The organism is Pseudomonas sp. FEMGT703P (assembly GCF_002786345.1).
Classification (GTDB): Bacteria; Pseudomonadota; Gammaproteobacteria; order Pseudomonadales; family Pseudomonadaceae; genus Aquipseudomonas; species Aquipseudomonas peli.
The window spans coordinates 55,453-77,933 of the sequence record NZ_PGCM01000003.1; the positions used below are offsets into that span (position 1 = coordinate 55,453).

A 22,481-nucleotide genomic window follows, 5' to 3' on the forward strand; every position below is an offset into this window, starting at 1 on the left:
CACCCGTTATTGTTGAGAGTGAAGCGTCATGCGAGATCATTTCACCCTGAAACGTCTGCTGCTGAGCCTTGTCGCGCTGTCCTTGCTGCTGCTGGGCTTGTTTGCGCAGGAGTACCGTTTGTTCGAGCGGGCTTGGTTCAATGTGCAGCAGTGGCAGAAAGCCGGTAGCGGGCAGCAGGGCTCCATGCTGTTGGCGGATTATCAGGTGGACCTTGAGGCCCGCGTGATCGAGGGCCTGAACGATGATGTCTCGGCGCTTACCTTCGACCCAGACCGCAACAGCCTGTTCACCGTGACCAACCAGAAGCCGCAGCTGCTTGAGTTATCGCTGGATGGTGAGCTGCTACGGCGTATCGATTTGCACGGTTTTGGCGATGCTGAAGCGGTTGAGTACATCAGCCCAGGCCTGTATGTGATCACTGATGAGCGTAAACAGCGTCTGATCAAGGTGCGGGTGGATGATGCCACCACCGAGTTGCATGCCGACCAGGCTCAGCAGTTCTCGTTGAGCATTGGCCTGAATGGCAACAAGGGGTTTGAGGGCTTGGCCTACGATTCGGCTGGGCAGCGTCTGTTTGTTGCCAAAGAGCGCGATCCGATGCGCATCTATGAGATTCACGGTTTTCCTCAGCGAGACCCACAGAGCCCCTTTGCCGTGCACGTGGTGGATGATCAGCAGCGTGACGCTGGGCTATTTGTACGTGACCTCTCCAGCCTGCAATTTGATGAGCGCAGCGGGCATTTGCTGGCGCTGTCCGACGAGTCACGCCTGGTGCTGGAGCTGAATGTCGAGGGCAAACCGATCAGCAGCCTGTCGCTGCTTGGTGGACGTAACGGCCTCAAACGCAGCGTACCGCAGGGTGAAGGCATCGCCATGGATAACCAGGGCGTGCTCTATCTGGTTAGCGAGCCGAATCTGTTCTATCGCTTCAAGAAACCAGGCGCTTAGGCTGTGGCGTAAAGGCTGCGGCCGCCGGTTGCAGCAGGCGCGCGGTTTTCCACTCAAAACCCAGGGTCAGGCCGATGGCGGCGCAGGCCAGGCCGCCGGCTAATCCCCACCAAACGCCTTCTGCGCCCCAGCCCAGCGGGAAGGCTAGAGCCCATGCCAGTGGCGCGCCAACTGCCCAGTAGCAGCCGAGGCCAACCCAGAAGGTGGTCTTGGCGTCCTTGAGGCCGCGAATTGCGCCCATGGCGATGGTCTGGATGCCATCGAAGAACTCGAACCAGGCAGCAATCGCCAGCAGTGCCACGGCCAGGCTCACCACCTCGGCATAGGCGCTGTCGTTGTGGTCGAGAAACAGCCCCACTACCCAATGCGGCGCCAGCCAGAACAGGCAGGCGAAACCGAGCATGCACAGCGCACCGAGGCCAAGGCCCAGGCGACCGGCTTGGCGTGCCTGCTGCAGGCGGCCGGCACCAAAGTGCTGACCGATACGGAAGGTCACCGCGTAGGAAATCCCCACTGGCACCATAAACGCCACGTACACCGACATGATTGCGATCTGGTGCGCCGCCAGTTGGGTGCTGCCCAGCGCGCCCATGCACAGCGCGGCAAAGGCAAACAGGCCTGACTCCACCGCATAGGTGCCGCCAATCGGCAGGCCTAGGCGCAGCAGCTCTTTCAGCTCGGCCCAGGCTGGCCGCAACAAGCCGCGCCACAGCGGATAAGGGCTGTAGGCGCTGTGGTGCAACACATGCCAGGCCAGCAGCAGTGCCATGACATTCATCACCACGGCGGTGACCAGGCCGATGCCGGCCAGGCCCAGTGGCGGCAGGCCGAACCAGCCCTTGATCAAGGCATAGTTGAGGACGAAGTTGGCCAGCGCGCCGCCAATGCTGATGGCCATTACCGGGCCTGGGCGGCCGATGGCGCTGGTAAAACCGCGCAGCGCCATAAAGCTCATATAGCCAGGCAGGGCAAACACCAGGGTGGAGAGAAACTGCATGCCGCCGCTGACGTTCTCCGGTTGCTGGCCGAAATGCAGCAATACCGGGCCGAGGTTCCACAGCGCCAGGCCGGCCAGCAGCGCCAGGCCCCAGCCCAGCCACAGGCCGTTCTGCGTCAGCCGGGTGACGCCGGCCGCGTCCTGCGCGCCGTGGCGGATGGCCACCAGGTTGCCAACCGAGGCAATCACCCCGACGCAGAAGATCGATACGAAGGAATAGCTGGCCGCGCCCAGCCCGCCGGCCGCCAGGGTGGCGGGGCCGAGCAGGCCCATCATCACGGTGTCGGTAAACACCATCAGCACATGCGCCAGTTGCGCAGCAATCAGCGGCCCGGCAAGTTTCAGGATGGCGCGCAGTTCGCCACGAAGCGGATGCAGCATGATGAGTTCTACTCAGTTAGAAGACTTGCCCGGGTGATCCGCGCAGGCAGAGAATGCGCCTATTCTCATAAGCCAGCCGTGGCAGCACAAAAGGATAATAGCGATGACAGGCATGACTATTACTCATGGGTTGGGTGCATGAGCCAGCGCCTACCACCGCTTTATGCCCTGCGCGCCTTTGAGGCGGCGGCACGGCACAGCTCCTTTACCCGCGCCGCCGAAGAGTTGGCGATCACCCAGAGTGCGGTCAGCCGTCACGTGCGTACCCTGGAGGAACACTTTGCCTGCCGCCTGTTCGAGCGTCGGGGTCGCAGCCTGCAACTCACCGAAACGGCGCGCATGTTGCTGCCGGGGCTGCGCGATGGCTTCGAGGCGTTGGAACGCGCCTGTAACACCCTGCGTGTCGACGACGCGGTGCTGCGCCTGAAAGCCCCGTCGACGCTGACCATGCGCTGGTTGCTGGCGCGCCTGTCGCGCTATCGCCTGCTCAGCGCCAGTGAGGTGCAACTGACCAGCGCCTGGATGGACGTGGATAAGGTGGACTTTCTGCATGAGCCGTTCGACTGCGCCGTATTGCTCAGTCAGGGCGATTTCCCGGAGGAATGGGAAAGTACCGAGCTGTTTGCCGAATGGTTGATTCCGGTCTGCGCGCCAGAAGCCTTGAGCGAACAACCTTGGGATCTGGCACGTCTGCAGGCCGCCGAACTGCTGCACCCGACTCCGGATCGCCGCGACTGGCGACAGTGGTTGCAGGCCATGGGCCTGGCGGATCAGGTGCCGCTCAAAGGCGGCCAGGTCTTCGACACCCTGGAGCTGGGCATGGTGGCCGCGGCGCGTGGCTATGGCGTATCGATTGGTGATCTGGTGATGGTCGCCGAGGATGTCGCGCAAGGCCGGCTCGGCCTACCCTGGCCCTGCGCCGTACCCAGTGGCGACAGTTACTACCTGGTATGGCCAAAGGCGCGCCGAGGCCAGGAGCGCTTTCGCCGTTTGCGCGATTATCTGGTAGCCGATGTGGCGGCTATGCAGCTGCCGGTGGTTGAGCGGGTGGGAAGTCGGGCACGTTAGCGGGTGACGCGTGGAGCGTAAAAAATATTGGACTATCCTTTGTTGGCTTATTCGTATTAACGCTTTTAAAACATAGGGTTAATGCGGTTTTAGATTGAGCTGTCTGCTGCTTGCGGTCTGATTTCTTAACGATCCGAGCGTATTTGTTTGACATATTTTACGGCTTTGGCAGACTGGCTTCAGGATTGTGGCTGCCAGATGAGCGCTTCTCGCGCATCTGATGCCGCTGCGGCGGCCAGCTAGACAGGCGCAATCAGCCGTAAAACAGAAGGTGCGTGACAACCGTCGGCCCTTCTGCACAACAACGGCAGCCAATCCCGGCTGCCCCAAGGTGATGTATGTCCAACAACAATACGAAACAGCGCCCAGGCGCGCGTAAACCGGTTGTCCTGATGTCCATGGGCGCTCAAGAGCGCAAAGGGCATGCCTATCAAGTCATGACCCACAAATACATAACCCCGCTGGTCGAACTGTCGGGCTGTGTGCCGCTGCTGGCGCCCAGCTGCTGCGGCGCGGATGACATCGAGCAGTACCTGTCGATGGTCGATGGCGTGTACCTGACCGGTGCGGGCAGCAATATCGATCCGGCCCTCTACGGCCAGGAAAACCTGACCCCGACTAAGGGCCAGGATAAGGACCGTGATCTGTTTGATATTCCACTGATACGCGGTGCATTGGCCCGTGGTCTGCCGCTGTTCGCGATCTGCCGTGGCATGCAGGAAATCAACGTGGCCCTGGGCGGCAATATCCACCAGAAGGTCTACGAAGTCCCGGGCATGAATGACCACCGCGAAGACACCAGTGCTCCGGTGGAGGTGCAATACGCCGACAGCCACAGCGTGCGCGCGCTGCCGGGTAGCTGGTTTGCCGAGCTGATGGGTGAGGCCGAGTTCCCGGTCAACTCGCTGCACGGCCAGGCGCTGGATCAGCTGGGTGAGGGCGTCGAGGCGCTGGCCCATGCCGAGGACGGTCTGGTTGAGGCGATTCACCTGCCGGGCGCCGAGCAGTTCACCCTGGCGGTGCAATGGCACCCGGAGTGGCAGGCGGCGCAGAACCCGCATTCGGTGAAAATCTTCAAGGCGTTCGGTGATGCGTGTCGTGAGCAGGTAGCCCGCCGCGACCAGTAAGCGTTCCAACTGCATATTAAGAAGCCCCGCATGCGGGGCTTTTTTATGGCTGCGATTCAGGCCCCGCTGATGCTGGGTCGGTACTGCAGGGCTTCACCCAAGTGGCTGCGGCGAATATGTGCAGCACTGTCCAAGTCGGCCAGGGTGCGTGCCACTTTTAATACGCGGTGTGCTGCACGCAGGCTCAGTCCCAGGCGCTCGCAAGCATTTTCCAGCCACTGGCGGTCTTCGCCCGGCAGGCTGCAATGTTGCTGCACGCCATTGAGATCGAGGTGGGCATTGGCGCAGCCCTGGCGAGCCAGTTGCTGCTGGCGTGCCTGCACCACCTGCTCGGCCAGTTCGGCGCTGCTTGGGCCGGGCTCGGCGTCAGCGTTCAGTCGGGTGGTTTCCCGCGGCACGCTGAGGTGCAGGTCGATGCGGTCGAGCAACGGGCCGGAGAGTTTGCCGCGGTAGCGCTGGATCTGTTCAGTGGAACAGCGGCAGCGCCCGGATGGATCGCCCAAATGCCCGCAAGGGCACGGATTCATCGCCGCCACCAGCTGAAAGCGCGCAGGAAAACGCACTTTGTCGCGTGCCCGAGCAATCACGATCTGGCCACTTTCCAGGGGCTCACGCAGCACCTCCAAAACCTTGCGGTCAAACTCGGGGAGCTCATCGAGGAATAAAACGCCGTGATGAGCCAACGTGATTTCACCCGGTTGCGGGCGACTGCCGCCACCGACCAGCGCGGGACCGGAGGCACTGTGGTGTGGGGTTCTGAAGGGGCGTTGCGGCCAGGCGCTAAGCGGAACGTGGCTGGCCACGGAATGAATTGCAGCGACTTCCAATGCTTCCTGTTCATCCAGTGGCGGCAACAAGCCGGGTAGGCGGCTGGCCAGCAGGGTTTTTCCCGTGCCGGGTGGCCCGGTAAATAGAAGGTTATGCGAACCGGCCGCTGCGACCAACAGCGCGCGTTTAGCGGCGATCTGTCCTTGCACCTCGGCCAGATCGGGATAGGGCAGCACTTGGCGCAGCAAGCCCTTGGCCTGATAGGGCGCAATCGGCGTTTGGCCATTGAGGTGGGCGGCGACTTCCAGCAGGTGCTCGACGGCAATCACCGTGAGTCCCGAGGCTAGGCTGGCTTCCTCGGCATTGGCCTTGGGCACTACTAAGGTGCGTCCGGCGGTGCGGGCGGCTAGCGCGGCGGGCAAGACGCCTTGTACAGGACGAATCGCCCCGGACAGCGCCAGTTCACCCAGGCACTCAAGCGGCTCCAGTGCGCTGCTTGGCACCTGTCCGCTGGCGGCGAGAATCCCGAGGGCAATCGCCAGGTCGAAGCGCCCGCCGTCCTTGGGTAAATCGGCCGGTGCCAGATTCAAGGTAATCCGCCTGGGGGGGAACTCGAAGGCGCAGTTGAGGATGGCGCTGCGCACCCGGTCCTTGCTTTCCTTGACGGCGGTTTCCGGCAAGCCGACCAGGGCCAGCGAGGGCAGGCCGTTGGCCAAGTGGGCTTCGACGGTGACGGAAGGGGCTTCAACACCCACTTGGGCGCGGCTGTGGACTATGGCCAGGGACATCGATCACTCCTTGATCGGCTGATGCATCCGCTGCGTGTGTTACTCGCGGGTGGCTGGGGTGTCTGCGCTGCGTGCTTCCATTTCGGCGACCTTGGCTTCGAGGGCTTCCAGACGGGCGCGGGTGCGGGCGAGTACGACCATCTGGCTGTCGAATTCGTCGCGGCTGACCAAGTCGAGTTTGCTGAAGGCGCTTTGCAGCAGCACTTTGAACTGGGCTTCGAACTCGCCGCGCGGCAGGGGCGCGTCACCGTTGAATAGGCGCGAGGCGTGGGTGGTCAGGGCGTCTAGTAGGGCTTTAGGTGGCAGCATGATGAGGTTCCATTTACAGATGGCGGCAGTGTAGCACGCAGCTTTATCGGGCTTGCCGGGCGGGCTTGGAACGGGGTTGGCGGGTTCTGCACGGTTTTCGCGCGCTGCTTGGCGGGCTGTTGCACCGTTGTTGTGCGCTGGCGGTTGGCTAGTACCGGGCTAAAACGCCCGTTTGCCGGGTAACTGCATGAAATAAATCGGTTTTACCTGATCTGGCAAGCTTTCTGCTTTGTCTCTTGCGACGCATGCACCGATGCAGTTCCGGTGCGTCAGGCGAAGCGGGGAAGTGCTTCGTCGGGAGCGGTTGGTGAGTATCGGTGCTGCTGGATCAGGGCGGCGATGCATTACAAAAGCCAGGCACTGCGCTTAGACTTGGCCCGGGTTCGCAATTCCTGGGGCATGTCCACCTTACACGGGAGAGAGTTACATGAAGCTAGTCACTGCCATCATCAAGCCGTTCAAGCTGGACGACGTCCGTGAGTCACTGTCGGAGATCGGCGTGCAGGGTATCACCGTCACTGAAGTCAAAGGCTTCGGTCGCCAGAAAGGCCATACCGAGCTGTATCGCGGTGCTGAATACGTGGTCGATTTCTTGCCAAAAGTGAAAATCGACGTGGCCATCGCTGACGATCAACTCGATCGCGTCATCGAGGCCATCACCAAAGCTGCTAACACCGGCAAGATCGGTGACGGCAAGATTTTCGTTGTAAACCTGGAACAGGCGATCCGCATCCGTACCGGCGAAACCGGCACCGACGCAGTTTAAGCCTCCGAACGAACCCCACGCCCCAGGAGTTAAACCATGACTCTGCGAAAAATCGCAGGGCTAGGAGCCCTTTTGTCCCTCGTTTTTCCAGGCCTGGCCCTGGCTGACGAGGTTGTGTTGAACAGCGGTGACACAGCATGGATGCTGACTGCCACTGCGCTGGTGCTGTTCATGACCATCCCAGGTCTGGCGCTTTTCTATGCCGGCATGGTGCGTTCGAAGAACGTCTTGTCGGTGATGATGCAGTGCTTCGCCATCACCGGCCTGATCAGTATTCTTTGGGTTGTGTATGGCTACAGCCTGGCCTTCGACACCACAGGTATGGAGAAGGGCGTCACCAACCTCAACTCCTTTATCGGCGGTCTGAACAAGGCCTTCCTCAGTGGTCTGACGCCGGATAGCCTGATTGGCGCCTTCCCGGAAAGCGTGTTTATCGTCTTCCAGATGACCTTCGCCATTATCACCCCGGCCCTGATCGTCGGTGCCTTCGCCGAGCGCATGAAGTTCTCCGCGATGCTGATCTTCATGGGTGTTTGGTTCACCCTGGTTTACGCCCCGATGTGCCACATGGTCTGGTCCGGCGACGGCGCTTTCCTGTGGGATGAAGGCGTGCTGGACTTCGCCGGTGGCACCGTGGTGCACATCAACGCCGGTATCGCCGGTCTGGTGGCCTGTCTGGTGTTGGGCAAGCGCAAGGGTTATCCGACCACTCCGATGGCGCCACACAACCTGGGTTACACCCTGATCGGTGCAGCCATGCTGTGGATCGGCTGGTTCGGCTTCAACGCCGGCTCGGCTATCGCTGCCAACGGCACCGCTGGTATGGCCATGCTGGTGACTCAGATTGCAACCGCTGCTGCTGCCCTGGGCTGGATGTTCGCCGAGTGGGTCACTCATGGTAAGCCGAGTGCCCTGGGCATCGCTTCCGGTGTGGTTGCAGGCCTCGTCGCCATTACCCCGGCCGCCGGTACCGCCGGCCCGATGGGCGCACTGGTGATCGGTCTGGCGTCTGGCGTGATCTGCTTCTTCTGCGCCACCAGCCTCAAGCGCAAGCTGGGCTACGACGACTCCCTGGATGCCTTTGGCGTGCACGGTATCGGCGGCATCGTCGGCGCCATCCTCACCGGCGTGTTCGCTGCACCGGCCCTGGGCGGCTTCGGTTCGGTGGAAGACATCGGCGGCCAGGTTTGGATCCAGATCGTGGGTGTGCTGGTTACCGTGGTTTACACCGGCATCGTCACCTTCGTCATCCTCAAGGTGCTGGATCTGGTGATGGGCCTGCGGGTCAGTGAAGAAGCTGAATCGGTTGGTCTTGACCTCTCCGAGCACAACGAGCGCGGCTACAACCTGTAAGCACACGGAGCGCGCCCGGGGCCAACCCGGGCGCCTTAACCGAACAGCGCTATAAAGCGCGACGGCAAGAGGTGGACCATGGACAACACAGCATTGACTGCATTGCAGTACGGTTTTGACACGTTTTACTTTCTGGTTTGCGGTGCTCTGGTCATGTGGATGGCAGCGGGTTTTGCCATGCTCGAATCCGGCCTGGTGCGCGCCAAGAACACCACTGAAATTCTTACCAAGAACATCGCCCTGTATGCAGTGGCGAGCATCATGTACCTGGTGATCGGCTACCACATCATGTACTCCAGCCCGGAAGGCGGCATCCTGCCAAGCTTGGGTTTCCTGATTGGTGATGAAAACAGCGTTGAGTCGGTTCTGGCCGGCGGTGACGATGCCCCTTACTACTCGGCGCGTTCGGACTTCTTCTTCCAGGTGGTGTTTGCCGCGACCTGTATGTCGATCGTTTCCGGTGCCGTTGCTGAGCGCATGAAGCTGTTTGCCTTCCTGGCTTTCGCCGTGGTCATGACCGGTTTCATCTACCCGGTACAGGGCTTCTGGAAATGGGGTTCGGGCTTCCTCAATGAAGCAGGCTTCCTCGACTTCGCCGGTTCCGGCGTAGTGCACTTGGCCGGCGCAACTGCTGCCCTGGCTGGCGTACTGCTGCTCGGCGCCCGTAAAGGTAAATACGGCCCAAATGGCCAGGTCAACGCCATTCCGGGTGCCAACCTGCCGATGGCAGCGCTGGGTACTTTCATCCTGTGGATGGGCTGGTTCGGCTTCAACGGTGGCTCGCAGCTGAAGATGAGCACCATCGAAGACGCCAACGCTGTAGCCAACGTGTTTGTGAACACCAACATGGCGGCTGCCGGTGGCTTGATTGCGGCGCTGATCGTGGCGCGCATTCTGTTCGGCAAGGCTGACCTGACCATGGCCCTCAACGGTGCCTTGGCCGGCCTGGTAGCGATCACGGCTGAACCGCTGACCCCGACTGCCCTGCAAGCCACCCTTATCGGTGGCGTGGGTGGCGTGCTGGTGGTGTTCTCGATCCTCGGTCTGGACAAACTGAAGCTCGACGATCCAGTCGGTGCCATCTCCGTTCACGGTGTGGTCGGTATCTGGGGCCTGCTGGCGGTCTGCCTGACGAACAGCGACGCCACCCTCGGTGCTCAGCTACTGGGTATCGGCTCGATCTTCGCCTGGGTCTTCGTCTGCAGCCTGATCGTCTGGTCCATCATCAAACTGGTGATCGGCCTGCGCGTTACCGAGGAAGAAGAGTACGAAGGCGTGGACATCGCCGAATGCGGTATGGAAGCCTACCCGGAATTCACCAAGCGTTGATTTCCTAGGGTTTCAACAAGGGCGCCTTAGGGCGCCCTTTGTTTTTTCTGAATGCCCATTAAAGGTTGTGGTTTTTCAGCGTGCGCGCGGTTGTGATGGAGCAGCAACAGACCCTAGAATGCGCGCCGTTGAGCGCAGTTCGCCGATGCGCAGCGCTCAGCCCAAGGCAAGGCCACTGGAATTTTTATCAGCGACGTTAGAAAGCTGACGCAGCTGGGCTATAACTACTCTGCTTTTCGCAAGTCATGAGGTTGGAACATGAGCGACGAAGATCTGGAACACGACGAATTAGAAGGCGCTGACGAAGACGAAGGCGAGGAGCTGGCTGCCGCCGATGATGGCGACAGCAGCGATGATGGCGATGGTGACGACGAAGTTGTACCCGCCAGCAAAGGCAAAAAAGCCAAAGCCGCCGTCGACGTAGAAGAACTGCCGAGCATCGAAGCCAAGCAGAAAGAGCGTGATGCACTGGCCCGCGCCATGGAAGAGTTCCTCTCCCGTGGTGGCAAGGTGCAGGAAGTCGAGCCGAATGTGGTCTCTGATCCGCCCAAAAAGCCGGACAGCAAGTACGGCAGCCGCCCTATCTAAGGGTCTGCTGTAAAACAAAAAGCCCGTATGCCATCCGCGTGCGGGCTTTTTTGTGTGCGATGCCTTGTCAAGGCAGGCAGATGGCTTTGTAGGGTGGATGGCGCTTTATCCATCCACCGTTCATCGTCGGCCAGCGCCGCGCGTCTGCAGCCTATGCCCAGCTGTGCAGCAGCGCCGGCAGCTCGGCCAGGCTGCGGATCTCGCCATCAGGCGTAATCGCGTCGCTCCAGGTCTTACCCTGCGGGTTGAACCAGATCGCCCGCAGCCCGGCGGCCTTGGCTCCGGCGATGTCATCGCTGGGGTGGTCGCCGATATGTACCGCGTGTTCGGCGGCTATCCCGGCGCGCTTGAGCGCTTCCTCGAAGGGCTTCGGATCGGGTTTGCCAATCCCAAGCTCTTCGGCGCACAGGGCGAACTGGAAGTAGTCGGCCAGGCCCAGGCGGCGCACATCGGCATTGCCGTTGGTGATGACCCCGAGCTGGAAGCGATTGGCTAAGGCTTCAAGGGTTGGATGCACCTCGGCAAACAGTTCGACCTGATGGCGCGCGGCGAGAAATACCTGAAAGCCCGCTTCGGCCAGCGCCTGCGCATCCGAGTTTGCATAGCCAGCGTCTGTTAGGGCATGCAGCAGAATGCGCCGGCGCAGTTCGCTGAGGCGATGCTTGAGCATCGGCTCGGCCTGCAGCAAGGTGGCGCGAATCGACCACAGATGCTCCACCGGCACCGCACCCAGCCGCGGCGCGTGCATCGCCAGCCAGTTGCGCAGCGCCGCTTCGGCGTCCTGCATCACTGGGGTGACATCCCACAGAGTGTCGTCGAGGTCGAAAGTGATCAGCTGAATGCTCATTCTGTGTTGCCTTTGCGTTTGGCCCTTGGGTGGGCCTGGTCATAAACAGTGGCCAGGTGCTGGAAATCCAGGTGGGTATAAACCTGGGTGGTGGCGATGTCGGCATGGCCGAGCAGCTCCTGCACCGCGCGCAGGTCCTGGGATGATTCGAGCATATGACTGGCGAAGCTGTGGCGCAGCATATGCGGGTGCAGGTGCTGGCCCAGTTCACGCACGCCGGCCTGGCGCACGCGCAGTTGCACCGCGCGTGGACCTATACGCCGACCCTGTTGGCTGATAAATACCGCGCCGTCGCTCGGGTTCGCCAGCGCCCGCAGTGGCAGCCACTGCTGCATCGCTTCACGTGCCATGCGCCCAAGCGGTAGCTCGCGGGTCTTGTTGCCCTTGCCGATAACCCTTACCAATCCGGCGGGCAGGTCAAGGCCGTCGAGGTTGAGGCTCACCAGCTCCGACAGACGCAAGCCTGACGAGTAGAACAGCTCTAGCATGGCCTGATCGCGGCGGGCGATAAAGTCATCTTCCAAGGCGCCGTCGAGCAGCTGTGCGGTGCGGTCAGCGTCCAGGGTCTTTGGCAAGCGGCGCTCGCCCTTGGGCGGCGTCAGCCCGCTGGCTGGATCGCTGTCGCAGTGGCCCTCACGAATCAGATAACGATAGAGGCCACGGGTGGCCGAGAGCAGGCGCGCCAGGCTGCGGCTGGACTGGCCCTGCATGTGTAGGCGACCGACCATGCGGCGCAGGCGTGGGGTATCGAGCGTACGCCAGCTGTCGATCTGCTCTTGGGTGCAGAGCGCCAACAGCGTGCTGAGGTCGTGGCGATAGCCAATCAGGGTGTGCGGGGATAGCTGACGTTCGCTGCGCAGGTGTTCAAGGTAGGCGTCCAAGAGGTCTTGCATGGAAGCTCCCTGCGGTGCGGTCGGTGCAATGTTTAGCGCTAGCGCACCGAGCGCAAAGGTGTGGCAAAGCCTGGAGCGACGCGTGCCAGTACTTCGGCGATGTAACCGAGGAACAGCGTGCCCAGCGAGCTTTTGTAATGCTGCGGATCGGCGCTGCCAATCGCCAGCACGCCATGCAGGCCCTGATGGCTGATGCTGACCACCGCCGCTGAGCCCACCTGGGCACCGTCTTCGTTGCCGAACAGGAAGTTCAGTTCATGCTCGCGCAGCACGCCGCAAATGGTTTTGCCACCAGCCAGCAGGCCGCCGATGGCTTGATGCGCTTCAGCGCTGCTGACTGAACGGCCGACCGGTATGGGCGTATCACTGAACAGAATCAAGCTGACAAAAGGCACCTGAAACTCGCGGCGCAGGCTGTCTTCGACGCAACTGACCACTTCTTCCAGGCTACTGGCGTCGAGTAGGTCGAGCACCAGGCGGCGGGTCTTGTCGAACAAACGATCGTTGTCGCGGGCCACGTCCATCAGTTGCGAGAGGCGGTGGCGCATTTCGATATTGCGCTCGCGCAGCAGTTTCACCTGGCGCTCGACCAACGATACGGTATCGCCGCGCTGGTGCGGAATGCGCAGCTCGGGGATCAACTCGTCGTGGTCGATAAAGAATTCCGGATGCAGACGCAGATAAGCGGCAACCGTTTCCGAATCCAGTGGCTTGGGTGAATCCTGCTTGTCGGTCATAGGCGAACCTGTCCTTCGTACACACGTACTGCGGGTCCGGTCATCATAACGGGCTGGCCAGGACCTGCCCACTCGATGCTCAGTTTGCCGCCGGGCAGTTCGATCTGCACCGGTGAGTCCATCCAGCCCTGGCTGATTGCCGCCACTGCCGCTGCGCAGGCGCCGGTACCGCAGGCCTGGGTTTCCCCGGCGCCACGTTCCCAGACGCGCAGCTTGGCGCGTTGGCGGTCGACCACTTGCAGGAAACCGACGTTCACCCGCTGCGGAAAGCGCGAATGGTGTTCGAGTTTTGCCCCCAGGCTGTGCACCGGTGCGTTATCGACGTTGTCGACGCGCAGCACGGCATGCGGGTTGCCCATGGACACGGCGGCCAGTTCAACGGTCTGGCCGTCGACTGCAACGCTGTAGCTCAGCGCCTGCTGGTCGGCCTGGAACGGGATATCGGCTGGCACCAGGCGCGGCGCGCCCATGTTGACGCTGATCTGCCCGTCGTTGCGCACGTCCAGCTCGATGATGCCGCCCTTGGTTTCCACGCGCATCTGCTTCTTCACCGTCAGGCGCTTGTCCAGCACGAAGCGGGCGAAGCAGCGCGCACCGTTACCGCACTGCTCCACTTCCGAACCGTCGGCATTGAAGATGCGGTAGCGGAAGTCCACGTCCGGGTTGCTCGGCGGCTCGACCAGCAATAGCTGATCGAAACCTACGCCGGTGTGGCGGTCGCCCCACTGCTTGGCGTTCTTCGGCTGGATATGCGCGTGCTGGCTGACCAGGTCGAGGACCATAAAGTCGTTGCCGAGGCCATGCATCTTGGTAAAGCGCAATAACATCGCCATTACTCCGGCAGGCGGCTTTCGCCCGCAAAGAGTTCGCTGAGCGTCTCACGACGACGCACTTCGAAGGCGTGTTCGCCATCCACCATCACCTCGGCGGCACGGCCGCGGGTGTTGTAGTTGGAACTCATGACAAAACCGTAGGCACCCGCCGAGCGCACAGCCAGCAGGTCGCCTTCGGCCAGGGCCAGTTGGCGATCCTTGGCAAGGAAGTCGCCGGTCTCGCAGATCGGCCCGACGATGTCGTAGTTGCGCGTCGCGCCATCGCGCGGCTGCACCGCCACCACGTCCATCCAGGCCTGGTACAGGGCCGGGCGGATCAGGTCGTTCATCGCCGCATCGACGATGGCGAAGTCTTTGTGCTCGGTGTGCTTGAGGTACTCGACCTGGGTCAGCAGCACGCCAGCGTTGGCGACGATCGAGCGGCCCGGTTCGAACACCAGGGCCAGGTCGCGGCCAGCAATGCGTTCACGCACGGCCTTGATGTAATCGCCGGCCAGTGGCGGCTGCTCGTCGCGGTATCGCACGCCGAGACCGCCACCCAGGTCCAGGTGCTTGATGCGGATGCCGTCTGCGGCGAGTTGATCGATCAGCGCGAGCAAACGGTCGAGGGCATCGAGAAACGGCGGCAACGTGGTCAGCTGCGAGCCGATATGGCAATCGACACCCACTACCTGAAGGTTCGGCAGCGCAGCGGCGCGGGCGTAAACAGCCGGGGCCTGCTCGATATCGATGCCGAATTTGTTTTCTTTAAGGCCTGTGGAGATATACGGGTGGGTGCCGGCGTCGACGTCCGGGTTGACCCGCAGCGAGATCGCCGCCGTCTTGCCCAACTCGGCGGCCACCAGTTGCAGGCGCTCCAGCTCGTCGGTGGATTCGACGTTGAAGCAGTGCACGCCGACTTCCAGAGCGCGGCGCATGTCGTCACGACTCTTGCCAACGCCGGAGAAGACGATCTTGCTCGGCTCGCCACCAGCGCTCAGTACGCGTTCCAGTTCGCCACGGGAGACGATGTCGAAACCGGCACCGAGGCGCGCCAGGACATTCAGCACGCCGATATTGGAGTTGGCTTTCACCGCAAAACACACCAGGTGCGGCATGCCCTGCAGGGCATCGGCATAGGCGCGGTACTGCGCTTCGATGTGCGCACGCGAGTAAACGTAGGTCGGCGTACCGAAGCGTTGGGCGATGGCGGACAACGCCACGCCTTCCGCGAACAGCGCACCGTCGCGGTAGTTGAAGGCGTTCATAAGCTGTCCTTATTCGGTTTGCGCAGGCGCTGGCTGGCTTTCTTCCGGCAGGTACAGCGGGCCTTTCTGGCCGCAGCCAGCGAGCAGGGCGCTGACGGCAAGCATCGCGACAAAGGCAGTAAATAACCGCTTCATGGTGGAATCCTTGTAATAAAGCATGATTGCGCCGGAGTATACCGACCCCCCGGCGCCTTGCCTATGCGCCGGGGTTCCCGTCGGGCGGGGCTTTGCCTGTATCTTTGGCGCTAGGGTCTGTTCCCATTTCGTCACGAGCCGCGTTGCCACTAAAAATCTCGCCAGGCTAGGCGGAGGACGCAGGTAATGGTGTTCCCTTGCCAAGTCCTCCAACACCGTATGGCGAGATTTTTCGCGCAACCCGAAGGTCCGGGCTAGTTTTAGCGCGATGCTGCGTTTCTCGACACTCATTTGGAACAACCAAACTTCGTGTCTCGTGCCTTGCCTCGCGCTAAAACTAGCTCCGGCGCGGCCGCGAACGAAACGGGAACAGACCCTCGCTTTGCACCCATCGCCAGCGATCAGGAGACTGGATGGACAACCCCGTACCTGTGAGCAGCTCGGTTTCAGTTGCTTACCTGCAAGGTTTGCTCGATTACCTGGCGCGCCAGGGCGTCGACAGCACTGAGCTGCTGGAACGGGTGCAGCTCAGCCCGCAGATCCTCGCTCAGCGAGATCAGCGCATTGCCGCCAGCACTTATCTGGAGCTGCTCGGCCATGGCGTGCGGTTGACCGGTGATGAGCAACTGGGGCTGCATTTGGGTGAGGCGGTGCGTCCCGGTTATTACGGCGTGTTGGGTTATCTGATCATGAGCTGTGCGACCCTCGCCGATGCCCTGCATCGCCAGGCGCGCTATGCCGCGCTGGTCGGTAACCTGGGCCAGGTTGATCTTGCCGATGAGCCGCCGCGTGCAGGGCTGGAGCCGCAGGTGGCGCACAGCTGGCAGCCGTTGTTGCCGCAACAGAAGCGTCAGCTCAGCGAAGAAACTCTGGCCGGCTGGGTAACCTTCGGCCACTGGATCAGTGGCCTGGATATTCCGCCGACCGAGGTACGCTTCCAGCATTCGGCCCCGGCGGATAGCTCCGAGTACCAGCGGATTTTCCGCTGCCCGGTGCTGTTCGATCAGGCCGATAACGCCCTGGTATTTCCCAAACGCCTACTCACCACGCGCCTCGGTCAGGCCGATGCGCAGGTGCGCTTGATGCTCGATGCCTATGCTGATCGCCTGCTTGGCGAGATTCAGCAGGGCCATAGCGTGCTCGATCGCGCGCGCCTGGAATTGTCCCACCAGCTGCCGGAAGTGGGCGCCGACCTGCAGCAAATCGCCGCGCGTTTGGCACTCAGTCCGCGTACCCTGCAGCGGCGTTTGCGCGAAGCCGGGTTATCCTTCAATCAGTTGGTGGATGAAACCCGTCAGCAACTGGTGTTGCATTACCTGCGCGACCCGGCGCTGGAACTGGCAGAAATCGCCTTCCTGGTTGGCTTCAGTGAGCCTGGCTCGCTGGCCCGCGCGTTTCGCCGTTGGACCGGGCAAAGCCCAGGCGAATATCGCCGTAGCTTGAAAGAACATTAATCACCGCAGCCCAAGACTTTTGCAGTCGCTGAATTTTTTGAGGTAAGTCGCAATGAGTTTGACCGAAGCCCGCTTTCACGATCTGGTCGATGCCACCCAGCAGGCGGTGGAAGATATCTTCGATGACAGCGACCTGGACCTCGACCTGGAAAACTCCGCCGGGGTGCTGACTGTGCGTTTTGAAAACGGCACTCAGCTGATCTTCAGTCGTCAGGAGCCGCTGCGTCAGCTGTGGCTGGCGGCGCGTTCGGGCGGCTTCCATTTCGATTACGACCAGGCCAGCGAGCGCTGGATCTGCGACAGCAGCGACGAGCAGCTGGGCGAAATGCTGGCGCGTATCACCCTGGAACAATCCGGTGCCGACCTTGAGTTCGAAGAGCTCTGACGGCGCGGGCCAGGAGGTCGCCTCGCCCTGCCGTCGCCAGTGTTGTCTGGATGATCAGGATATCTGCCTGGGCTGTGGCCGTACGCTGCAGGAGATTCTCGACTGGGGCAAAGCCGATATGGCGGGCAAACGCAGCATCTGCGCGGCTGCTGAAGCGCGCTTGCAACAGCGTAGCGCGGCACCTTGACCGGGCGGTCTTGTTTATTTGACTAGCTGTGGTACGGTCAGCCTAAGCCTTGCAAAACCCCGTCTTAGTGATGGGGTTTTGCTTTTTTCACGATCTGTAAAGGGGACATACCCGCACCATGACCAGCGCACCTTCGCTCACCATCACCCGTCTTGACCTGCAGCGCCTGGAGCATCTGCTCGACAGCCTGGACGACTTCGGCCCCAGTGCCATCGCGTTGCAGGCCGAACTGGACCGCGCCGACGTGGTTGGCCATGACGAGGTGCCGGCCGGGGTGGTGACCATGAATTCGCGGGTGCATTGCCGTGAGGAAAGCAGCGGCAAGGATTACCACCTGACCCTGGTTTACCCGCAGGACGCCGGCGGCGAAGGCTGTGTGTCGGTGCTGGCGCCGGTCGGCACGGCCCTGCTGGGGCTGTCTGTGGGGCAGCATATCGACTGGGCCGCGCCCGGCGGCAAAGTGCTCAAACTGACCCTGCTGGCGGTGGAATATCAGCCGGAAGCGGCGGGTGAATACAGTCGCGCTTGAGTAGGCCGGTCAGGCCTTTTGCAGGGCTTGATTTAGCGCCGCCTCCAGGCGGCTCTTGTAGCGCAGGTAATGCACGCTCTGCATGTGCCCTTCGCCCAGCACTGCCGACAGATCAAGGTCGGTGATGTAGCAGGGGTAGCGCGCACCATCGCGGCGCTGCGCGAGGATGTGCTGGGCAACGGCGGCGTATAGGTCGCCAGCGTACTCCAGCTCGGAAAATTCACGGTGATTACAGTACAGGGTGACGTGTGAGCGCTTGCCATCGCCAGGCTCGACGATGGCCTGTACGTCATAGAACGGGTGGCTGATCGGTGACAGTGGCGGCGGTCGGCGCTCCAGGCGCTGGGCGCGCAAAGGCGCATCCGGTAGCACCTGGTAATACAGCACCTCCAGCGGCTGATGCGCCGGCAGGTTATCCAGCGGCAGCAAGGCGTTGCGCCGGTACAGCACCGATTGCAGAAAACGTTGCAGTGGGGTCAGCAGGCTCTGCTCATCGCGGAACGGCATCTGCTGGCGCCACAGGGCGTTGTGTTCATCGAGCACGCTCAGCTCAGCCGTGGCGCTGGCTTCATTCAACCGGTAGAACACTTGAATGCACTGCGGCCGACCCACGGGCAAAATCAGCGCCAGGTCTTCCCCTTCCAGAGCGCTGCGGTCCAGGTGCAGTTCGCTGTAGCCGGGCAGCTCCTCACCCAGGTGCTCGATCAGGGTGGGCAGGTCTTTCAGGCTGGTGTGGCTGACATGGCCAGGCTTCAATTCGAGCAGGTGATACTGCTGTTTGATCTGTAGCAGGTAGCGGTTGGCCTGATCGCTGCTGAAGCTACCCAGGGTTTCGCGGAACAGCTCTTCCACCCGCTCGGCAATCGCTGTCGCGCGGTTGCGGCAGAAACAGCGTACGCGCAGGTTCGGCTTCCTACCGCGGGCGGGCAGGGCGTTGAGGAAATCGCGCAGGCAGTCGAGCAGTGCGTGCGGGCCGTCATAGCGGGTCACCAGCAGCTCATTCCAGCTGTTCAGCGTGACCTGGTCGATGGTCAGAATCAGGTTCTCGCGCACCCCGGAGTAGCCCAGTGCATCGGTGCGCTCGGTGGTCATGTGCATGTTCATCTGGCTGAACTGCCTGAGCGGGTCGACGCCAACGTTGACCAGCAGCAGCACCTCGCTGGCTACACTGGCGCTCAGTAGTGCCGCCTCGTCAACGGCCGGCAAGGGTAGTGGTACCACCTGCTGCAGGCTGTTGAGCAGGTTGGACAGCTCGTACTCGGTCAGGTCGCTGGAGCCTGGGTGCAAGGACAGCCGTGTGCTGTTGTCGATCACCCCATTGCGTTGGCACCAGGCGAGCAGTTCAACCAGCTCGCGCGAGCGTTTGAGCGGTGAAAAGTCTTCCAGGTCCTGAGCGTTGACGCTGCCGCTGTAGAGCGCCCAGAGGGTTTCATTGGGCTCGTCCGAGCTGGGGTTTTGCGCCAGGGTCAGGGTGTCTTCGGCGAGGTCCGGGGCAATGCCCGGGTTGATAAATTCGATCTTGCCGGCCTTGCGCTCGAAGGCGGCATACAGGCGGCGGCCGAGGATGCCCAGGTCGCGGCTGTTGAGCGAGCTGCCCGCGTGTTCGCTGCGGGCGAATTCCGAGAGAAAGCGGTAGCTGTAGGTCAGCTCGTTGACCAGCATGCGCCGCTCGGCACTGACCTGGCGCACCTTCCACTGGCTGCGGCTGTCGAGCATTGCCAGTTGGCGGCTGTCCCAGTTCCAGTCGCGGGTCAGGCGCTCCAGCAGCAGGCGTTGCCAGCTTTTGCGGTTATTGCGCGGTGGGCGGCTGAGCTTCTTGTCGACCTTGAGGTACAGGCAGCGGCGGATCAGCTCCAGGCGCTCATGCTCGCCACGGGCCTTGAGGTATTCCTCCAGGCGCCGGTAGACCACGATATAGGGGTCGAGCTCATCGACGTCCAGGCGATTGGCGAACACCGCCTGTTTGAAACGCAGCGACAGGCATTCGACCTTGGGGTGTTCGCTGGCGTAAACCTCGGTCAGCAGCAGCTTGAGCACCGACTTGTAGGGCGACTCGATGCCCTTGAACAGCTGCCACATGCCGGCGCCGATAAACTCTTCCGGCGGGATGCGCGCCAGATGGCCGAGGTCGAGCACATCCTCGGCGCGGATAAATCGCTTGGCCAGCAGGGTACTGGTGTAGTGCTGATAGCGCTGCTCTTCATACACCGGCACCAGCCACCACAGCGGCGTGCGCCCGCCTAGCCAGATGGCGGTGCGGTAGAACTCGTCGAGTAGCAGATAGTGCTGGGTGGTGCCGCAGTCGTCCGAGGTCAACTGCGCCTCGCGTTCGCCTTGGGTGAAACGCGCGGGATCAATCAGGAAGAAATGCGCTTCGGCGCCGAAGGTGGCCGCCCAGGCCTCCAGCAATGCGCACTTTTTGTTCAGTTCATTGAGCTGTTGTGGGCTCAGATCACTGGCGTGGCATACCCAGAAGTCCATGTCGCTCTGTTCGGCCTGAGCCACGGTACCCAGGCTGCCCATCAGAAACAGGCCGTGGATTGGCAGTGTCTGTTTGCCGCGGTAGGGCTTGTAAGCGAACGAGCGGGTCAGGCGCTGCACTTCGGACAACAGTTCGTCATCCGGTTCAAAGCCGCTGAGGCCGGCTGGGGTCAGCCCGGACACGTAGCCCGGCAGCAGCGGGTGATTGACGTGGAACAGTAGTGGTAACAGCTTCAGCACCAGTTGTTGGCGCGTCGACAGCGCTTGCATGGCGCGTTGCAGGCGGCCCTGGTTGAGTTTGAGGAAGCGCGCACGCAGCTGCGTCAGTACCTTGCGGTCGATACCGTCTTCAATGTCTGGGCGAATTTCCTCGGTACGGCTCATGCTCAGGCTCTGCAGGGCGGTGCGTGATCATGCCTGGCCAGGCGGCTGGCGGACGGCGGCGGATACAGGGTTATCGCCTGCGTCACGGGCAGCTTGAGAAAGCCGTTGCGACGCAGACTGGGTTGTCTTAGAAGCAGTTTCGGTTGGGCCAGTGGACGAGGTTTTCAGGTGCTTCTTAGGCCGCTTCAGTCACATTGAGAATGGTCAGCAGAACTTGCGCGTGTTCGGCGGCGTCGAGCCCCAGGCTGGTCAGATAACCACCGTCTGGCTGGTTGATCAGGCCTTTGTCATGCAGGCGTTTGGCAGCGGCAATCGCCGAGGGGGTGGCAGTGTGGTGAACCTTGATTCCTTCCTGAGTGGTGCCCAGGTTAAACAGCGCGAGGATTTCCAGTTCGGCAATCAGTTCAGGGGTAAAGGCCATAAGTACTCCAGCTTCTTGTTTTAGTGAGCTGCGGCCGGCGGCTGCAGCACCCGCTGCGGTAAATCGGCTGAAACAACAGGCAGCCTGCGAAGCAGTGTAGTGAAGCGCCAGGCAGTCTGCTGTGACCTGATGCTGCCAGAAGTTGGCGTGCTGTGGGGTAAATTTTTCGGCGCTGATTACGGTGCCTGTTCGGGCAACTCGGGCAGGGCGCGCAGGCCTTGCTCATAGCGGGCGAGATCGAAGGGGCGGTCATCGCGCAGCATGACGTCGATTTCATCGGCCAGCACCAGGGCCATCAGCTCGATAATCTCGTTTCGCTCGTAACCGACCAGACTCAGCTTGTTCAGCACAGCCTGGACGAAGGCCGGTTCGCCGGCTTCCAGCTGGTTTTCGATGGCCTGGATCAGGGTGTCCTGGGCAAAATCTTCGTCTTCTTGCTCGCTCATGTGCGGCTCCTTGGTGGGGCCTACAGTGTGCCATGTGTGGGCGTAAAGGCGAGTGACCGAGTGCAGGCAGAGCAGGTATGAATTGCTTTTGCGGGCGGGCATCGCCAGCGTCAAGGCTGATGCTCGGGTGCGCGCACATTCAGCGGGGTGGGTTGCGGTGATCGGGCGATCACCGCATACGGGTGTGCAGCGCTAGACGCCAGTACGCTGTTTTTCGCGTGGGACTATTACTTGCAGGGTGAGCCCACGGCGTTCAAAGCGCGCTTGAAGAACTGCAACTGGTAACCAGAGGCGGAAGCTTTGTTGCACATGTTGCTGTTGTAAGAACGGTATTCCGCGATGAAAACAGCTTTGCCCTGCTGCCTGAATAAACGGTACGCCTCGCACTCCTTGTAGGCATAGCAACTTTCGTTGAGGGCAAAGTCAAAGTCATCGACCAGGGCGGGGATCAACTCGACTGCATTTTTCAATGCAATTGCCAGGTTATGCTCATGCGCTTGCTGGCTTAACCAGCGGTTGTAGTCGATCTGGTTTGCCTCACTCAACCCCAGGCCATTGCCGTTGCTGTAGCCGTCCACATTGTCCGGTTCGACAGCATCACAACCTTTTTCGGCCGCCAAACGTATGCGTTTGGCCATGAGTGTGCGAACAGCGGGGTGGCGGATATCCAGCCAGCGTTCGCCCGGCCAGCCGTCCAGCTGTGCACCCAGTGCTTCTTTAGGGTATTGGGCGGCATCACTGCGCCAGTCTTCCCAGCTACCCGCGCTGAAATAGCAGACCACGATACGGCCCTGGCCTTTCAGGTTGGTGATGGTGGTCGTTGAGGTGTCGAACAGGTCAATGTCGTAGACCTGGCGCTCGGGGATTTTCAGTTTGCCGCTGAGTTGCCAGTGCCAGCTTGCCTGGCTGGGAATAACGATGGGTGTAGCGCTGACGCAGGCGGCGAGGGTGAGCGTGCCGATGCTTGCGAGTAAGCGTTGGAAGATTTTCATGGCTTTCTCCAGTGCGCAGACGAGTGTCTGGCGGCGTGGAGGAAAGTATTTGGCCTGCAGGAAAGAGTACGCCAGCGGCTGGCGGCG

Annotated in this window: 24 protein-coding genes; 11 read left to right on the forward strand and 13 right to left on the reverse strand. The window is 61.6% G+C overall.

All coding sequences use genetic code 11. From position 1 onward, the window contains the following. Window positions 1–28: 28 nt before the first annotated feature. Window positions 29–949: an SdiA-regulated domain-containing protein gene (locus CUR33_RS01075; protein WP_160086653.1), complete on the forward strand. Its 921-nt coding sequence runs from the start codon at window positions 29–31 to the stop codon at window positions 947–949. Here the strand turns inward: CUR33_RS01075 and CUR33_RS01080 are convergent. Continuing rightward, window positions 930–2,327 carry a NorM family multidrug efflux MATE transporter gene (locus tag CUR33_RS01080; RefSeq protein ID WP_289238437.1) on the reverse strand — a complete coding sequence of 466 codons (1,398 nt, stop codon included), beginning with the start codon at window positions 2,325–2,327 and terminating at the stop codon, window positions 930–932. The genes CUR33_RS01075 and CUR33_RS01080 overlap by 20 nt on opposite strands. Window positions 2,328–2,465: 138 nt before the next feature. Here CUR33_RS01080 and CUR33_RS01085 point away from each other — a divergent pair, with 138 nt between their 5' ends. Both CUR33_RS01085 and CUR33_RS01090 read left to right on the forward strand, forming a co-directional pair. Further along, entirely contained in the window at window positions 2,466–3,395 is a 930-nt protein-coding gene (locus tag CUR33_RS01085; protein WP_289238438.1) for a LysR substrate-binding domain-containing protein, read from the forward strand. A 338-nt stretch (window positions 3,396–3,733) separates the two neighbouring features. Next, window positions 3,734–4,522, forward strand: a complete 789-nt coding sequence (locus CUR33_RS01090) for a gamma-glutamyl-gamma-aminobutyrate hydrolase family protein (protein ID WP_282874361.1) — start codon at window positions 3,734–3,736, stop codon at window positions 4,520–4,522. 56 nt (window positions 4,523–4,578) lie between these two features. Here the strand turns inward: CUR33_RS01090 and CUR33_RS01095 are convergent, their stop codons facing one another. After that, window positions 4,579–6,078, reverse strand: a complete 1,500-nt coding sequence (locus CUR33_RS01095) for a YifB family Mg chelatase-like AAA ATPase (protein ID WP_289238439.1) — start codon at window positions 6,076–6,078, stop codon at window positions 4,579–4,581. A gap of 39 nt (window positions 6,079–6,117) precedes the next feature. Next, window positions 6,118–6,387, reverse strand: a complete 270-nt coding sequence (locus tag CUR33_RS01100; protein WP_170049849.1) for an accessory factor UbiK family protein — start codon at window positions 6,385–6,387, stop codon at window positions 6,118–6,120. Between the two features lie 427 nt (window positions 6,388–6,814). Here CUR33_RS01100 and glnK point away from each other — a divergent pair, with 427 nt between their 5' ends. From glnK to sutA, 4 genes are all read left to right on the forward strand, one after another. Continuing rightward, window positions 6,815–7,153 (forward strand): P-II family nitrogen regulator, encoded by a 339-nt coding sequence (glnK, locus tag CUR33_RS01105; protein WP_021700071.1) that lies wholly within the window; start codon window positions 6,815–6,817, stop codon window positions 7,151–7,153. 36 nt (window positions 7,154–7,189) lie between these two features. Next, window positions 7,190–8,506, forward strand: coding sequence for an ammonium transporter (locus CUR33_RS01110; protein ID WP_282874347.1), 1,317 nt, complete (start codon window positions 7,190–7,192; stop codon window positions 8,504–8,506). A 78-nt stretch (window positions 8,507–8,584) separates the two neighbouring features. Continuing rightward, a complete protein-coding gene (locus CUR33_RS01115; RefSeq protein ID WP_090254595.1) occupies window positions 8,585–9,835 on the forward strand; it encodes an ammonium transporter in 1,251 nt (416 codons plus the stop codon). A 258-nt stretch (window positions 9,836–10,093) separates the two neighbouring features. Next, on the forward strand, window positions 10,094–10,423 hold the full coding sequence (gene sutA, locus CUR33_RS01120) for a transcriptional regulator SutA (RefSeq protein ID WP_160014953.1): 330 nt from the start codon (window positions 10,094–10,096) through the stop codon (window positions 10,421–10,423). Between the two features lie 151 nt (window positions 10,424–10,574). Here sutA and CUR33_RS01125 read toward each other — a convergent pair whose 3' ends face one another. Genes CUR33_RS01125 through lptM form a run of 6 tightly spaced genes read right to left on the reverse strand, consistent with a single transcriptional unit; the run spans window position 10,575 to window position 15,115 of the window. Further along, window positions 10,575–11,270: an HAD family hydrolase gene (locus CUR33_RS01125; protein WP_167146296.1), complete on the reverse strand. Its 696-nt coding sequence runs from the start codon at window positions 11,268–11,270 to the stop codon at window positions 10,575–10,577. Continuing rightward, window positions 11,267–12,163 carry a tyrosine recombinase XerC gene (xerC, locus tag CUR33_RS01130; protein ID WP_160086669.1) on the reverse strand — a complete coding sequence of 299 codons (897 nt, stop codon included), beginning with the start codon at window positions 12,161–12,163 and terminating at the stop codon, window positions 11,267–11,269. The genes CUR33_RS01125 and xerC overlap by 4 nt, the downstream gene beginning before the upstream one ends. Window positions 12,164–12,201: 38 nt before the next feature. Then, on the reverse strand, window positions 12,202–12,900 hold the full coding sequence (locus CUR33_RS01135; RefSeq protein WP_160086671.1) for a DUF484 family protein: 699 nt from the start codon (window positions 12,898–12,900) through the stop codon (window positions 12,202–12,204). Then, entirely contained in the window at window positions 12,897–13,727 is an 831-nt protein-coding gene (dapF, locus tag CUR33_RS01140) for a diaminopimelate epimerase (protein WP_289238440.1), read from the reverse strand. Before dapF ends, CUR33_RS01135 begins: the two co-directional genes overlap by 4 nt. A 5-nt stretch (window positions 13,728–13,732) precedes the next feature. Continuing rightward, window positions 13,733–14,980 carry a diaminopimelate decarboxylase gene (gene lysA, locus CUR33_RS01145; protein WP_289238441.1) on the reverse strand — a complete coding sequence of 416 codons (1,248 nt, stop codon included), beginning with the start codon at window positions 14,978–14,980 and terminating at the stop codon, window positions 13,733–13,735. Window positions 14,981–14,989: 9 nt separating this feature from the next. Further along, window positions 14,990–15,115, reverse strand: coding sequence for an LPS translocon maturation chaperone LptM (gene lptM, locus CUR33_RS01150; RefSeq protein ID WP_090387640.1), 126 nt, complete (start codon window positions 15,113–15,115; stop codon window positions 14,990–14,992). Between the two features lie 413 nt (window positions 15,116–15,528). Between lptM and CUR33_RS01155 the strand changes: the two genes are divergently transcribed. The 4 genes from CUR33_RS01155 (at window position 15,529) to rnk (ending at window position 17,670) form a co-directional block, all read left to right on the forward strand. Continuing rightward, window positions 15,529–16,569 (forward strand): AraC family transcriptional regulator, encoded by a 1,041-nt coding sequence (locus CUR33_RS01155; protein ID WP_289238442.1) that lies wholly within the window; start codon window positions 15,529–15,531, stop codon window positions 16,567–16,569. Window positions 16,570–16,621: 52 nt separating this feature from the next. Further along, window positions 16,622–16,954 carry an iron donor protein CyaY gene (cyaY, locus tag CUR33_RS01160; protein WP_090254611.1) on the forward strand — a complete coding sequence of 111 codons (333 nt, stop codon included), beginning with the start codon at window positions 16,622–16,624 and terminating at the stop codon, window positions 16,952–16,954. Beyond that, window positions 16,935–17,141, forward strand: coding sequence for a DUF1289 domain-containing protein (locus tag CUR33_RS01165; RefSeq protein ID WP_289238443.1), 207 nt, complete (start codon window positions 16,935–16,937; stop codon window positions 17,139–17,141). Before cyaY ends, CUR33_RS01165 begins: the two co-directional genes overlap by 20 nt. A 118-nt stretch (window positions 17,142–17,259) precedes the next feature. Next, entirely contained in the window at window positions 17,260–17,670 is a 411-nt protein-coding gene (gene rnk / locus CUR33_RS01170) for a nucleoside diphosphate kinase regulator (RefSeq protein WP_090254613.1), read from the forward strand. Window positions 17,671–17,679: 9 nt separating this feature from the next. Here the strand turns inward: rnk and CUR33_RS01175 are convergent, their stop codons facing one another. The 4 genes from CUR33_RS01175 to CUR33_RS01190 all read right to left on the reverse strand — a co-directional run bounded on the left by CUR33_RS01175 (window position 17,680) and on the right by CUR33_RS01190 (window position 22,394). Further along, on the reverse strand, window positions 17,680–20,535 hold the full coding sequence (locus tag CUR33_RS01175; RefSeq protein WP_289238444.1) for a class I adenylate cyclase: 2,856 nt from the start codon (window positions 20,533–20,535) through the stop codon (window positions 17,680–17,682). 175 nt (window positions 20,536–20,710) lie between these two features. Further along, complete coding sequence (locus CUR33_RS01180) at window positions 20,711–20,956, reverse strand: TIGR02647 family protein (protein ID WP_289238445.1); 246 nt, start codon at window positions 20,954–20,956, stop codon at window positions 20,711–20,713. Window positions 20,957–21,132: 176 nt separating this feature from the next. Continuing rightward, window positions 21,133–21,402 carry a hypothetical protein gene (locus CUR33_RS01185; protein WP_289238446.1) on the reverse strand — a complete coding sequence of 90 codons (270 nt, stop codon included), beginning with the start codon at window positions 21,400–21,402 and terminating at the stop codon, window positions 21,133–21,135. Window positions 21,403–21,629: 227 nt separating this feature from the next. Continuing rightward, window positions 21,630–22,394 carry an endo alpha-1,4 polygalactosaminidase gene (locus CUR33_RS01190; RefSeq protein WP_289238447.1) on the reverse strand — a complete coding sequence of 255 codons (765 nt, stop codon included), beginning with the start codon at window positions 22,392–22,394 and terminating at the stop codon, window positions 21,630–21,632. Between the last annotated feature and the right edge of the window lie 87 nt (window positions 22,395–22,481).